A 13,564-nucleotide genomic window follows, 5' to 3' on the forward strand; every position below is an offset into this window, starting at 1 on the left:
TTGGAGGCGGTAAAGAATGTATAGATCAGATCGAATTACCCAATGGGTATCACATATCGTTTTAATTATACTTGCGGCAGGCAGCATTATACCTTTAATCATTCTTTTATCCTCCTCCCTGAGTGATGAGGCATCCATTCTGAAGGAAGGGTATTCCTTTTTCCCAAAAGAAGTAAGTTTTGCAGCCTATGATTATTTACTCTCTAATTCATCAAGTATTTTACGGGCCTACGGAATTACGGTATTTGTAACCATATTTGGAACTTTTGTAAGTTTGGTAATGACATCGTTTTTGGCCTATGGACTTTCACGACGCGATTTACCTTTTAAAAATGTTTTTGCTTTCATCGTTTTCTTTACCCTATTGTTTAACGGCGGACTTGTTCCTACGTATCTTGTATATACACAGGTGTTCGATATCAAAAATACCATCTGGGCCTTAATTGTACCAGGGTTACTCATGAATGGATTTAACGTTTTGTTAATGAGAACATTCTTTATGACTTCGATCCCGGAGCCGATAATCGAATCCGCACGCATGGATGGTGCTGGTGAATTTAGAACATTCTTTTCGATCATTCTTCCGTTATCTCTGCCAATCTTAGCAACAATCGGCCTGCTTCAAACAATTATTTATTGGAATGATTGGTTCAACGGACTTATCTATATTACAGAACCATCATTATTTAGCATTCAGAACATCCTAAACAGGATGCTGTCAGACATTCAATTCTTAGCAAGCAGCAATTTAGGATCGAACACAAGTACAGCGGCGGCACAAGTTCCTACTACAGCTGTACGAATGGCTATTGCGGTAATCGGTATCCTGCCAATTCTCATCGCCTACCCATTTTTCCAAAAGTACTTGGTAAAAGGAATTGCTTTAGGCTCAGTTAAAGGTTAATTCTATTGTTTTAGTAAAATGGAGGGCTGGGTTGACTATCGATCGCCCTCCTGTATTAATGTGGCAGCCTAGATAAGGAAGCAAAAACAAGAGAAACAAGCAAGGAGGAAATGTTAAATGATTGGTTTTATGCGGGGATTTTATAGTATTTCGGAGTGGATCCTAAGGTTTGCTTATGTGAATGTTCTTTGGATTGCATTTACCTTGCTTGGTTTTGTTGTTTTTGGTTTTTTTCCTTCCACACTGGCTATGTTCACGGTGGTGCGTAAATGGGTATTGAAGCAAACAGATATTCCAGTATTTCCAACGTTTTGGTTCACCTATAAAAAGGAATTTGTTAAAGGCAACCTATTAGGATTTTTCCTCGGCTTATCTTGTTTTCTCATGTACTCAAATATAAGGATAGTCGAAGCAACCACGGTACCCTTATTTAAATTACTTTATATCCCCAATGTTATTGTTATTATCTTGTTTTTCTTTACCCTATTATATATTTTCCCGGTATTGGTTCATTTTGATGTTCGTTTGAAAGAGGGCTTTAAGAACTCATTTATTTTAATGACCATAAATCCAATTCCAACCTTTTGCATGGCTACTTTGACTGGGTTCCTCTGTTTCATCTTTATGAAATTACCCGGAGTGATACCGTTTTTTAGCGGTAGTTTAATCGCATATTTACTGATGTGGCTAAGTAATTTTGTTTTTGTAAAAATGAATAGAGCCTCCGACCTCTCGGTAAAAAGGACCAAAACAGGAGCAATTTAAATCCAGGAGAGACGTTAAAAAAGAACGGAAAGGATCGTTTTCTTTTAAATGAATGGAATAGATCTAGTCTAATAGAACCTAATAATCCTTAGCGAAAGGGGTAACAGATGATATGAGTTATTCACCAAAAATGAAAATGGGTAAGATCCTAGCCAATAAAAAGGCCAAAGCAGTCTTGCTAAAATATGTACCGCAATTATTGGAACCTACTGAATTCCCAATTATGTTTATTAAATTAAGTACTTTGGAACAGCTAATTTCACGGCTGCCTGAGACCCTCCGTACAAAGGGGATTGTGGAAACACTGTATTCAGAGCTAGCTGCTGTAGAAGAGTTGGAAGAAGAAACTGGTTATATAGCACCGGTGTCTAATTACGAATCTGAGTCAGAAAATTTGGGATCGGCCAAGGTTAGTATCCCAAGTACAGTAGAAAAATGGTCTGTTTTTGAGGTTGAACTTGAGGGTCCAGATCACGGCAATCCTTTTACAGATGTCACGTTGCAAGCAGAATTTATCTGTAATGGAGAGAAACGCCGTAAAGCTCTTGGTTTCTATGACGGGAATGGTATTTATCGAATCAGATTCATGCCTGATGCTGAGGGAATCTGGACATTTCAAACAACGAGTAACGCCAGATCTATGGCAGGTATTGAGGGTAAATTCGAATGTATCAGTCCTTCTAAAGATAACCACGGTCCTGTCCGCGTTAAAAATACATATCATTTTTCGTATGAGGATGGCACCCCCTATATTCCTGTAGGAACGACATGCTATGCATGGATTCATCAGGAGGAAGAATTAATCCAACAAACCTTGGAAACTTTACAAACATCTCCATTTAATAAGATGCGAATGTGTATGTTTCCTAAATCCTATCAATTCAATTCTAATGAGCCTTTATATTATCCATTTGAAGGTTCTCTTGAGGAAGGCTTTGACTTTACACGCTTTAATCCTAAGTTTTTTCAGCACCTGGAACAAAGGATTATCGATCTTGGGAATCTAGGAATTGAAGCCGACCTTATCCTGTACCATGCCTATGACAGGTGGGGATTTGCGGAAATGAAAAAGGCGGAAGATGACCGCTATTTGAAGTATCTCACCGCTCGTCTCTCGGCCTATCGAAATCTTTGGTGGTCATTAGCGAATGAATATGACTTAATGTGGGCGAAAGAAATCGAGGATTGGGAGCGCTTTGCTCAGATTATCACGGAAAATGACCCCCACCAACACCTCATCTCCATTCATAACTGTTTTGGATTCTATGATTATTCACGGCCTTGGGTGACACACTGTAGTGTTCAACGAGTCGATGTATATCGAACAGCTGAGAATACGGATCAATGGAGAAAACAGTGGAATAAACCAATCGTGATCGACGAATGTGCCTATGAGGGAGATATTGACCAAGGCTGGGGAAATATCACCGGGGAAGAAATGGTCCGACGGTTTTGGGAAGGATCAGTTAGAGGCGGTTATGTGGGACATGGGGAAACCTATCTTCACCCAGAAGATATTTTATGGTGGTCCAAAGGCGGGAAGTTGTATGGAGACAGTCCAAAACGAATTGGCTTCTTGAAGCGGATCATGGAAGAGGGTCCGGAGGAAGGATTGAATCCTTTAGAATCGGATTGGGATGCGCCTTCTGCGGGAATTCCTGACCAATATTATTTATATTATTATGGCTTTAATCGACCTAGTTTCAGACAGTACCGGATGAAACCTGGCATTCAATATAAAGTGGCAGTCATCGATACTTGGGAAATGACGATTAATGAACTCGAAGGTGTTTATGAAGAGAAATTTAGAATCGACCTGCCTGGAAAACAGTATATGGCTGTTAGGATGACTAAAATTTAGTTTTATCAATAGGAGGAGAGTAAAAATGAATCGTTCTTACATGACTGTGACCGAAGTTACTGACTATGGCCCTTATATTACAAAAATCATTCTTCCGCTTCCCGAATCTATTAAATCAGAGGCACTCTCGGAAGATACTTTCAACGTTTATGTCGAGCGGCGAAGCAAAGAAACAGGCGAGGTGCTTCAACTAAGAAAAGATTGGAATTCGGAAGAACGTTATCCGTCAAAAGGCTATTGTCGTGTGACAAATACGTATGCATCAGATGGTGAAGGGAATAAAACCGAAATTGGCCAATTCGCCACGTTAGAACTTGAAGTTGAGGCGATCAACCGTTTAAACTCGGAAAATGCGTTTGTAAACGAACATAATGTTTATGTTTTCTGCGATTTTCGCATTACGCTGGTAAAAGAAATACAAGCCGATAGTGCTTCTATTTCAGGGCTAGTCTATGATCATTTCAGCGGCGGTCGTATGGAGCAAGTCAAAGGGTGGGTAAATAGTGAGTCATCCTATGCTGAGATGCCCTTACGGTTCGGCTATTTTACACCAAATATGAGCGAAGAAAAACGTCCATTGATTATCTGGCTCCATGGTGCAGGCGAAGGTGGATATGACACCTCGGTTGCCTATACTGGTAATAATGTTGTAAATCTATCAAGCGAAAAAGTACAGAAAATGTTTGGCGGTGCTTATGTCCTTGCTCCACAAGTGCCCACTATGTGGATGGACGACGGCAGTGGTGAGTATACGATTGAAGGAAAGTCAATGTACGTGAAAGCACTTAAAGCACTCATTGATGAGTTTATTCATTTACACCCAGATATAGATACAAATCGAATCTACATCGGAGGCTGTTCTAATGGAGGCTTCATGACGATGCGTATGATTATCGATTACCCTGGTTTCTTCGCAGCAGCCTATCCTGTATGTGAAGCACTCTACGATAATGTGATTACCGATCAAAACATTGATGAGATAAAGAATACCCCTATCTGGTTCACACATGCAAAAAATGATGAAGTTGTAAAACCCGAGATCACAGTGATTCCAACATATGAGCGTCTAGTAGAAGCCGGTGCTCCTAATGTTCATTTTTCCTATTTTGATAAGGTTGTAGATACTTCAGGCATTTTCAAGGATTCTGAAGGCAACCCATTTGAATTTTTTGGCCATGGCACCTGGATCTACATGCTCAAAGACGAATGTGTACTCGACTATGATGGCTCTCCAGTAAAAGTAAATGGAAAAGATGTAACGCTTCTCCAATGGCTGGCGTTGCAGACAAAACAAATAACAGTCACAAATCGATAGGGAAAAGTAAATAAAAAGGTTGTTCTTGTTCGCTAATATTGAGGAGGTATTTAAAGGATGGAAAGAGATATTAAAAAATTAATTGAACAAATGACCCTGGAAGAAAAGGCTAGTCTTTGCTCTGGGCTAAACTTCTGGCAGCTTAAAGGAATTGAGAGATTAGGAATTCCATCCATCATGGTCACAGATGGCCCGCATGGTCTGCGTAAACAGCAGCAAAGTGCCGATCACCTGGGAATATATGATAGTGTCCCGGCCACCTGCTTCCCTTCCGCAGTTGGTCTCGCAAGTACCTGGAATCGTTCCCTTATTAATAAGGTTGGAGTGGCTTTAGGTGAAGAGTGTCAGGCTGAGGATGTCGCTGTTTTACTAGGACCTGGTGCGAATATCAAACGTTCACCCCTGTGCGGGAGGAATTTTGAGTATTTTTCAGAAGATCCTTACCTTTCTTCAGAATTAGCGGCAAGCCACATTAATGGGGTACAAAGTCAGGGAGTTGGGACTTCTCTTAAACATTTTGCAGCTAATAACCAGGAACATCGCCGTATGTCCGTGGATGCAGTCGTTGATGAAAGAACATTTAGAGAAATCTATCTTGCTAGTTTCGAAAATGCGGTTAAAAAGGGCGAACCATGGACGGTTATGTGCTCCTATAACAAAGTAAATGGGGAATATGCTTCAGAAAATAAAACATTATTAACGGACATTTTAAAGGATGAATGGGGCTTTGATGGGTTTGTTGTGTCAGACTGGGGTGCAGTCAATGAGCGCGCAAAAGGGTTAGAAGCAGGCTTAGATTTAGAAATGCCTTCAAGTAATGGGATAGGCGATCGAAAAATAGTAGAAGCCGTAAAAAATGGCCAGCTTTCAGAACAAAAACTAGATAGAACAGTAGAGCGGCTATTAAAAATTATTTTCAAAGCAGTTGATAACAAAAAAGAAAATGCTGTCTATGATAAAGAGAATCACCACCAGCTTGCTAGAAAAGTAGCGAGGGAGGGTATGGTTCTATTGAAAAATGATGATGGTGTTCTTCCGTTAAAAAAGGATGGAACGATTGCCGTAATCGGAGAGTTTGCTGTTAACCCAAGATACCAGGGCGGCGGAAGTTCACATATCAAGCCGACCAAGCTGGATAATATATGTGAGGAAATAGAAAAGAGTGCTGGAAATGGCAGCGTTGTTTATGCAAAAGGCTATCATTTAAAAAATGATGATACAGATGGTCAATTAATTGCAGAAGCAAAGGAAAAGGCGCTCCAAGCTGATGTAGCTGTTTTATTTGTTGGTCTTCCTGATCGATATGAATCGGAAGGTTATGACAGAGAGCATTTAAGAATCCCAGACAATCATCGCATTCTTATTGAAGCAGTAGCAGAGGTACAGCCTAATATAGTGGTCGTCTTAAGCAATGGTGCTCCAATTGAAATGCCATGGCTTGGTAAAGTAAAGGGTCTACTAGAAGGATATTTGGGAGGTCAGGCGCTAGGAGGAGCAATCGCTGATTTATTATTTGGAGATGAGAATCCAAGTGGGAAATTGGCTGAAACATTCCCGAAGGAGCTGCGTCATAATCCTTCCTATCTTAACTTCCCTGGGGAAGGGGACAAGGTAGAATATAAGGAAGGGCTTTTTGTAGGGTACCGCTATTACGATGCGAAAGGAATAGAACCATTATTCCCGTTCGGTTATGGTCTGAGCTATACAAGTTTTGAATATTCCAATCTGCTCATTAACAAAGAATCCATTTTAGATAATGAGACAGTTGAAGTGACTGTTACAGTTAAAAATACAGGTGAGAGGGCTGGGAAAGAAATTGTACAGCTGTATGTTCGTGATACCGAGAGTACTGTGATTCGACCTGAGAAAGAATTAAAGGGCTTTGTAAAGGTTGATTTACAACCTGGTGAAGAGAAAGAAGTAACCTTCACCTTGGATAATAGAGCGTTTGCTTATTACAATGTAGACCTCAAGGACTGGCATGTGGAGAGTGGTTTGTTTGAGGTACTTGTAGGGAAGTCTTCAGCTGACATTATTTTAAAAGGGACACTGCAAGTAAACTCTACTGTTACCATAAACAAGTTAGTCCATCGAAACACGACAATTGGGGATCTTATCACAAATCCATTTCTAGCTCCATTTGTCCAGGAAACTCTTGCCAAGGCAAATGAAGGCAGTCCATTTGCTAATATGGGGGAAGACTCAGATGGTTTTGAAATGTTCGAGGCGATGATGAGATTTATGCCGTTACGAGCCATGGCCGCATTCAATCCAGATAATTTCACAGAAGAAATGCTTAATAGTCTTATAAAACAACTAAATGAAAGATTAGCAAATGCAACGAATGCCCAAACAATAATCAACTAAACATTTCATACTGTAGAGCTTATAACTAACCTAATTAGAAAAATTATTTTAGTTAATTATAACCCGGGTTTATTTCCGCAAAAAAACCTTAGCTTGGTATATATACCGAACTAAGGTTTTTTATTTTTTAGGCTTGTATTTCACTTTCGGTTAATGTGGAAACTACACATGATTTCCTTTCAATCAGTTCTGTATCCACAAACAATTTAATTTTATCAGTGTCATTATTTTCAATCTGTTTAATAAGTTTTTCAACAGCAAGTAAGGCAATCCTATCTTTTTTTACATGGATTGTCGTTAATTCAGGCGTTATCACTTGTGATTCAAAGATGTTATCAAAACCAATCACAGAAACGTCATCCGGAACTCTAACGCCTAATTCAGTGAGCGATTTAATAACGCTAATGGCCATATAATCAGCTTCGCAAAATAAGGCTGAAGGCAATTGGTTTAACCGGTTTTTGATTTTCTCTTTAAACACATCCTGGGATGAAATCACCGTCGGAGATACTGAAAAGTAATTGGTTTCGGCAATCATTAACCCGTTTTCACTTAGTGCTTGTAAAAAACCCTTTTTTCTCATATCAAAATTATACATTCTCGTATTTGATCCTACATAACCAATTTGCTGGTGTCCTAACTCCATTAAGTATTGTCCTGCCTGGTACCCACCATATACGTTATTCATGACGACAAAACTTACGTCCAGCGTCTCAAAACAGGTATCCAGCACAACCATATTTGGCTGTACACATGCAACGATATTAATTTGCTCCGGTGTTAAGTTTGTACCTAACAATAATATACCTGCGGACTTTTGTTCTTGCTCGAGTCGGGTTATTTCATCTTGGAGATTCTCTATACTAATGGAAGAAACCATAAGAGAATTACCACTAGTACCAATTTGTCTATCAAGATTGTGTATTAAATCCGTGAAAAACGGGAGTGATTCATATTGCTCTGTCACAATACCTGTATTCGTGACTGCTACAAATCTCAACAATTTTTTGTTCGGCTGAACAAATTGATCCGCTTTAATAATGGGGCGTGGAATATATCCATGTTCCTGAGCAATTCTAAGTACCTTCTCACGTGTTTTTTGGCTGACACCATTTTTTCCATTCAACGCCAGAGAAACAGCGGATTTCGAAACATTAGCTAATTTAGCAATATCATCTATTTTCATTAAAATATAAACACCTGCCTACATGATAAAAAGTTCTTTTCCGAAGTAACTTTTTTGTATATTTTATTATAGCATAAAATCAAATGGTTTAGTTTATTTTTAGTTGATGTTTAGTTTATGTTTAGTTTATTTTATATATATAAATTGTATTTATTTTGGGTAACAGTATATTTTTAATGATTTACATATAAAAAACACTAAAATTTATATAAACATTTAAATAAATAACTAAAATATTTTATAAAATTAATTGACTAATATTTTAATAGTTGTTATTATTGGTTCAAGAGTTAGGGGATAAACTAAATTTATTTAGTTTATTTAAAAAAACATTATTGTATACGCTTTTAGTATCTTGATGGTTATATTATGAAATTGTTTGGGAGGCGCTGGAAAATGGGGAAAATTAGACTTGGATTTGCTCCAACAAGAAGATTTGTATTTAGTAAAGAAGATGCATTGAAGTATAAACAATTAATTAGAGAAAAGATGGAGAGCTTCGGACTAGGCCTGGAAATTGTTGATTTAGAAGGGATTAATGAAGAAGGGTTGCTGCATGAGCGTTTAGAAGAACCAGCGATAATAAAGCGCTTTAGGGATGCTGAAGTGGATGCATTATTTTTCCCGCACTGCAACTTTGGTACTGAAGATATCGTAGCTCGTGTAGCCAAAGCAATCGGCAAACCTGTTTTGCTTTGGGGTCCGAGAGACGAAGCTCCATTGGAAGATGGGATGCGTCTCCGTGATACACAATGCGGAATTTTTGCCACAGGTAAAGTGCTAAGAAGATTTAATGTCAAGTTTACATATATCACTAACTGCACGGTTGATAGCCCTGTTTTTGAGCGGGGATTTAAGAACTTCATTGCTGCAGCGAATGTGGTAAAACAGTTTAATAATCTACGAATCTTGCAAATTTCCACAAGACCATCTGATTTTTGGTCAGTCATCTGCAATGAAGGGGAATTGTTGGAAACATTTGGAGTTCAAATTCACCCGATTACACTTGATGAGTTGAAGAAGGTCACGTTGAAAATTGAGAAGACTGATAGTCCAGAATTAGATGAAGCAATCGGCTATATAAAAGAAATGCTCGACTGGAGTGCAGTTACGGAACAGGATGTTCGACGGATCGCTTCCTTAAAAGTGGCAATGAAACAACTGGCTGCCGAGACAAGAAGTACAGCAATTGCTATTCAATGCTGGTCAACCCTGCAGGATATTATTGGCATCATGCCATGTCTAGCCAATGCGATTCTGACAGACGAACAGATCCCGGTAACTTGCGAAACAGACATTCATGGAGCGATTACCTCGATTATGGTTCAAGCCGCTACCATGAATACTAAGCCAACTTTCTTTGCTGATATTACGATTCGTCATCCAGAAAATCCTAATGGCGAATTGTTATTCCACTGTGGGAATTTCCCAGTATCGTTAAGTGTCGAAGAAAAGCCAAAGTTAAATAAACACTTTTTATTTGACGATCATTCTCCAGGTACACATGAGGGGGAAATTAAGGGTGGCGAAATGACGATTGCCCGTTTTGACGGAGACCATGGTGAATATTCGATTTTCCTAGGAAAAGCTAAAGGGATTGAGGGGCCGTTTTCAAGAGGATCATATGTATGGATAGAAGTAAATGACTGGCCATTATGGGAAGAAACACTAGTAAAAGGTCCGTATATCCACCATTCAGTAGGTGTCCATGCCAATGTAATCCCAGCCCTGTTTGAGGCGTGCGAATATATCCCAGGATTGAATCCTGACCCAGTTGATCCAACTGTAGATGAAATCAAAGCATGGCTTCGTGGCAGCGACCTTAATAAATAAAGCGAGGGGGCAAAGAGAATGAACAATATTGAATTTCTAAAACGGAAAGCAACTGAAATTCGAATGGAATTGCTAACAATGATTTATGAAGCGGGTACGGGGCATACAGGCGGCTCTCTATCCAGTGCGGATATCTTAACGGTTCTTTACTATCATATTATGAATGTTGATCCTAAGAATCCAAAGTGGGAAGATCGCGATCGTTATGTTCAGAGTAAGGGCCATTCAGTGGAAGCATATTGGGCAATCTTAGCCGACAAGGGATTTTTTCCAAAAGAGGAATTAAAGACATTCTCTCAATTTAATACTAGATTAATAGGTCATCCGAATAATAAAGTTCCTGGTGTGGAAATGAATACTGGTGCCTTAGGACATGGTCTGCCAGTTTCAGTTGGTATGGCCTTGGCTGCTAAAATGGATGGAAAATCGTATCGCGTCTTTACCTTAATGGGAGACGGAGAACAGGCAGAAGGATCAGTTTGGGAAGGGGCTATGGCCGCTTCACATTACAAGCTGGATAATTTAGTAGCTATTATTGATCGGAATAGATTGCAAATCACAGGAGGTACGGAAGATGTAATGTCCCTTGAACCATTCGGCGAAAAGTGGGGAGCGTTTGGTTGGGAAGTTGTTGAAGTAGATGGAAATGATATCGAACAGTTAGCAGAAGTTTTGGAGGGAGCTCCAAAAACTGCAGGAAAACCAACTCTTATTGTTGCCAATACAGTGAAGGGCAAAGGAATTTCATTTGCTGAAAATGTAGCAAAATGGCACCATCATGTCCCAAGTAAAGATGAATATCAATTAGCAATGGGGGAACTTTCTAAGCAATTGGAGGTGCTACAATGAGTATGGTTGCTCTAAAAAGTGCAAAAGGAAATAAGATTGCCAATCGTCAAGCGATCAGTGAGACTTTACTAGATTTAGCGAAGCAAAATAAAGATATTTTAGTCGTAACAAGTGATTCTAGAGGATCGGCCTCTCTTGTAGATTTTGGTAAAGAATTACCTAATCAAATCGTAGAAGTAGGTATTGCAGAACAAAATCTCGTTGGGATTGCTTCAGGTTTGGCTGCGTCCGGTAAAAAACCATTTGTCGCTTCACCAGCTTGTTTTTTAAGCATGAGAAGTATTGAACAAATTAAGGTAGATGTAGCTTACTCCAATACAAATGTTAAATTAATTGGCATAAGCGGCGGCATTAGTTATGGGGCGCTTGGTATGTCACACCATTCTCTGCAGGATCTTGCTGTAACCCGTGCGATACCAGGTCTGGATGTCATGATGCCAGCGGATCGGCATGAGGCCAAAAAGATGATCGAAGCATTAGTGGAATATGATCGACCAGTCTATCTTCGAATTGGCCGTAATCCTGTCGCAGATTCATATGTTTCTGAAGACTATGATTTCCAAATCGGTAAAGCTGTTACGATGAAAGAAGGTACAGATATTACGATTATTTCAACAGGGGAGACAGTCAGAATTGCTTTAGATTCCGCGGAAGTACTTCAAGCAGAAGGCATTGATTGCAGAGTGATTAATATGCATACCATCAAACCTTTAGATGAGGAAGCTATTCTGAAAGCGGCAGAGGAAACAAGAAGAATTATCACCATTGAAGAGCACAGTATTTATGGCGGTTTAGGTTCAGCTGTAGCTGAAGTTGTTTCACAAAATCACCCGGTTCCAGTTAAAATTATTGGTCTTCCAGACGAACCTGCTGTTGCCGGAAAAACAGCTGAAGTGTTCGAATATTATGGATTAAGTGTTGACAATGTCAAGAAGGTTGCCATAAGTATGGTAAATAAAGGATGAGGTGTTCCTAATGTCTCACGAGCAATATATCCTTGCTATTGATCAAAGCACGTCGGGAACAAAAGTTTTGCTTGTTAATTCGAAAGGACAAATCGTTCATAAATGTTCTGCAAGCCATACCCAGCACTACCCTCAAACTGGTTGGGTAGAGCATAACCCGGTTGAAATCTATGAAAATGTAAAAAAACTTTTAACAGAGGTGGTTCAAACTGCCTCTGTTCCAGAAGATGAGTTAGCAGTATTGGCGATAACGAATCAAAGAGAAACGATAGTGGTTTGGAATAAAGAAACAGGAATTCCAGTTTACAATGCGATCGTCTGGCAATGCCGAAGAACATCAGATATGTGTGAAGAATTGAAAGAACAAGGATATGAAACGCTTATCCAATCAAAAACAGGGTTAAAAGTAGATCCATACTTTTCCGGATCGAAGGTAAAATGGATCTTGGAACATGTGGATGGCGTTAAAGATAGAGCGAAAGAAGGTAAGCTCTTATTAGGAACGATTGATAGCTGGCTCATCTGGAAATTAACCGGCGGAAAGGTTCATGCAACAGATTATTCGAATGCAAGCAGGACGCTTCTATTTAATATCCATACTCTTCAGTGGGATGAAGAATTGCTGAACTTATTTGATATTCCAAAGGAGATGCTTCCTGAAGTAAAAGATTCCAATGAACTATTTGGATTAACGGAAGACTCATCTATTCCGTTTACACAACTTCCTATTTCGGGTGTCATTGGTGATTCGCAAGGTGCATTATTTGGACAAAAATGTTTTGAACCCGGAATGGCCAAAGCGACATACGGAACAGGTACTTCTGTTCTTATGCAAACGGGAGAAATGGTAGATGGTACCAATGGTTTGGTTACTTCCATTGCATGGGGAATGAATGGAAAAGTGAGCTATGCACTGGAAGGGATTATTAATAGTACCGGTGATACGATAAAATGGCTAAAGGAGCAGCTTGAATTAATCGATGAAATTGGCGAGGCAGAACAGTTAGCGTGTTCGATTTCAGATAATCAAGGTGTCTATCTTGTACCAGCTTTTGTAGGCTTGGGAGCTCCTTATTGGAAACCGTACACTCGGGCTGCCATTATGGGGATAAGCCGAAATACCGGGAGACCCCATATCGTACGTGCAGCTTTAGAAAGTATCGCTTATCAGGTAAAGGATGTTATTGAACTGATGCAAACCGAATCCAATATTCTGATTCAAAGTGTAAAAGTGGATGGAGGAGCAACAAGCAATCGTTTCTTAATGCAATACCAGGCTGATATGTTAGATATCGATGTAATCGCTTCAGAAGTAGCAGAATTATCTTCGATGGGCTCCGTTTATTTAGCGGGTTTAGGTGTAGGTATTTGGAAATCGACAGATGAGATCAACCAACTAAATCTAGAACACCAATTGTATCATCCTTTTATGACAAGTGATGTACGAAATAAAAATTATCTAGGGTGGAAACAGTCGGTGAATGGTGTTTTAGTATGCTAATAGCGTTTAACAAAGTAA

The 13,564-nt window shown here is 39.4% G+C and carries 10 protein-coding genes; 9 read left to right on the forward strand and 1 reads right to left on the reverse strand.

The window, feature by feature from the left end:
• The first annotated feature begins 16 nt into the window (after nt 1-16).
• The 5 genes from J7E81_RS02230 to J7E81_RS02250 all read left to right on the forward strand — a co-directional run bounded on the left by J7E81_RS02230 (nt 17) and on the right by J7E81_RS02250 (nt 7,212).
• Nucleotides 17-904, forward strand: coding sequence for a carbohydrate ABC transporter permease (locus J7E81_RS02230; protein ID WP_215040512.1), 888 nt, complete (start codon nt 17-19; stop codon nt 902-904).
• 117 nt (nt 905-1,021) lie between these two features.
• On the forward strand, nt 1,022-1,669 hold the full coding sequence (locus tag J7E81_RS02235) for a YesL family protein (protein WP_215040513.1): 648 nt from the start codon (nt 1,022-1,024) through the stop codon (nt 1,667-1,669).
• Between the two features lie 112 nt (nt 1,670-1,781).
• Entirely contained in the window at nt 1,782-3,530 is a 1,749-nt protein-coding gene (locus J7E81_RS02240) for a DUF5605 domain-containing protein (RefSeq protein ID WP_215040514.1), read from the forward strand.
• A 25-nt stretch (nt 3,531-3,555) separates the two neighbouring features.
• Nucleotides 3,556-4,845: a prolyl oligopeptidase family serine peptidase gene (locus J7E81_RS02245; protein ID WP_215040515.1), complete on the forward strand. Its 1,290-nt coding sequence runs from the start codon at nt 3,556-3,558 to the stop codon at nt 4,843-4,845.
• Nucleotides 4,846-4,902: 57 nt separating this feature from the next.
• Complete coding sequence (locus J7E81_RS02250; RefSeq protein ID WP_215040516.1) at nt 4,903-7,212, forward strand: glycoside hydrolase family 3 C-terminal domain-containing protein; 2,310 nt, start codon at nt 4,903-4,905, stop codon at nt 7,210-7,212.
• Nucleotides 7,213-7,339: 127 nt separating this feature from the next.
• On the opposite strand, the gene J7E81_RS02255 is transcribed toward J7E81_RS02250, so the two are convergent.
• Nucleotides 7,340-8,398: a LacI family DNA-binding transcriptional regulator gene (locus J7E81_RS02255; RefSeq protein WP_215040517.1), complete on the reverse strand. Its 1,059-nt coding sequence runs from the start codon at nt 8,396-8,398 to the stop codon at nt 7,340-7,342.
• Nucleotides 8,399-8,794: 396 nt separating this feature from the next.
• Here J7E81_RS02255 and J7E81_RS02260 point away from each other — a divergent pair, with 396 nt between their 5' ends.
• Genes J7E81_RS02260 through glpK form a run of 4 tightly spaced genes read left to right on the forward strand, consistent with a single transcriptional unit; the run spans nt 8,795 to nt 13,546 of the window.
• A complete protein-coding gene (locus tag J7E81_RS02260; RefSeq protein ID WP_215040518.1) occupies nt 8,795-10,231 on the forward strand; it encodes an L-fucose/L-arabinose isomerase family protein in 1,437 nt (478 codons plus the stop codon).
• Nucleotides 10,232-10,249: 18 nt separating this feature from the next.
• Nucleotides 10,250-11,080, forward strand: a complete 831-nt coding sequence (locus tag J7E81_RS02265; protein ID WP_215040519.1) for a transketolase — start codon at nt 10,250-10,252, stop codon at nt 11,078-11,080.
• Complete coding sequence (locus J7E81_RS02270) at nt 11,077-12,045, forward strand: transketolase family protein (protein ID WP_215040520.1); 969 nt, start codon at nt 11,077-11,079, stop codon at nt 12,043-12,045. The genes J7E81_RS02265 and J7E81_RS02270 overlap by 4 nt, the downstream gene beginning before the upstream one ends.
• Before the next feature lie 10 nt (nt 12,046-12,055).
• Nucleotides 12,056-13,546, forward strand: a complete 1,491-nt coding sequence (glpK, locus tag J7E81_RS02275) for a glycerol kinase GlpK (protein WP_215040521.1) — start codon at nt 12,056-12,058, stop codon at nt 13,544-13,546.
• The last annotated feature ends 18 nt before the right edge of the window (nt 13,547-13,564 follow it).

The sequence above is a fragment of the Bacillus sp. ISL-18 genome (genome assembly GCF_018613415.1).
Classification (GTDB): Bacteria; Bacillota; Bacilli; order Bacillales; family Cytobacillaceae; genus Neobacillus.

Excerpts from the sequence above, each read along its gene's own strand:
- J7E81_RS02230 (WP_215040512.1), top strand. The coding sequence starts at position 17 with ATGTATAGATCAGATCGAATTACCCAATGGGTATCACATATCGTTTTA.
- J7E81_RS02250 (WP_215040516.1), top strand. The coding sequence starts at position 4,903 with ATGGAAAGAGATATTAAAAAATTAATTGAACAAATGACCCTGGAAGAA.
- glpK (WP_215040521.1), top strand. The coding sequence starts at position 12,056 with ATGTCTCACGAGCAATATATCCTTGCTATTGATCAAAGCACGTCGGGA.
- J7E81_RS02240 (WP_215040514.1), top strand. The coding sequence starts at position 1,782 with ATGAGTTATTCACCAAAAATGAAAATGGGTAAGATCCTAGCCAATAAA.
- J7E81_RS02245 (WP_215040515.1), top strand. The coding sequence starts at position 3,556 with ATGAATCGTTCTTACATGACTGTGACCGAAGTTACTGACTATGGCCCT.
- J7E81_RS02265 (WP_215040519.1), top strand. The coding sequence starts at position 10,250 with ATGAACAATATTGAATTTCTAAAACGGAAAGCAACTGAAATTCGAATG.
- J7E81_RS02235 (WP_215040513.1), top strand. The coding sequence starts at position 1,022 with ATGATTGGTTTTATGCGGGGATTTTATAGTATTTCGGAGTGGATCCTA.
- J7E81_RS02255 (WP_215040517.1), bottom strand. The coding sequence starts at position 8,398 with ATGAAAATAGATGATATTGCTAAATTAGCTAATGTTTCGAAATCCGCT.
- J7E81_RS02260 (WP_215040518.1), top strand. The coding sequence starts at position 8,795 with ATGGGGAAAATTAGACTTGGATTTGCTCCAACAAGAAGATTTGTATTT.
- J7E81_RS02270 (WP_215040520.1), top strand. The coding sequence starts at position 11,077 with ATGAGTATGGTTGCTCTAAAAAGTGCAAAAGGAAATAAGATTGCCAAT.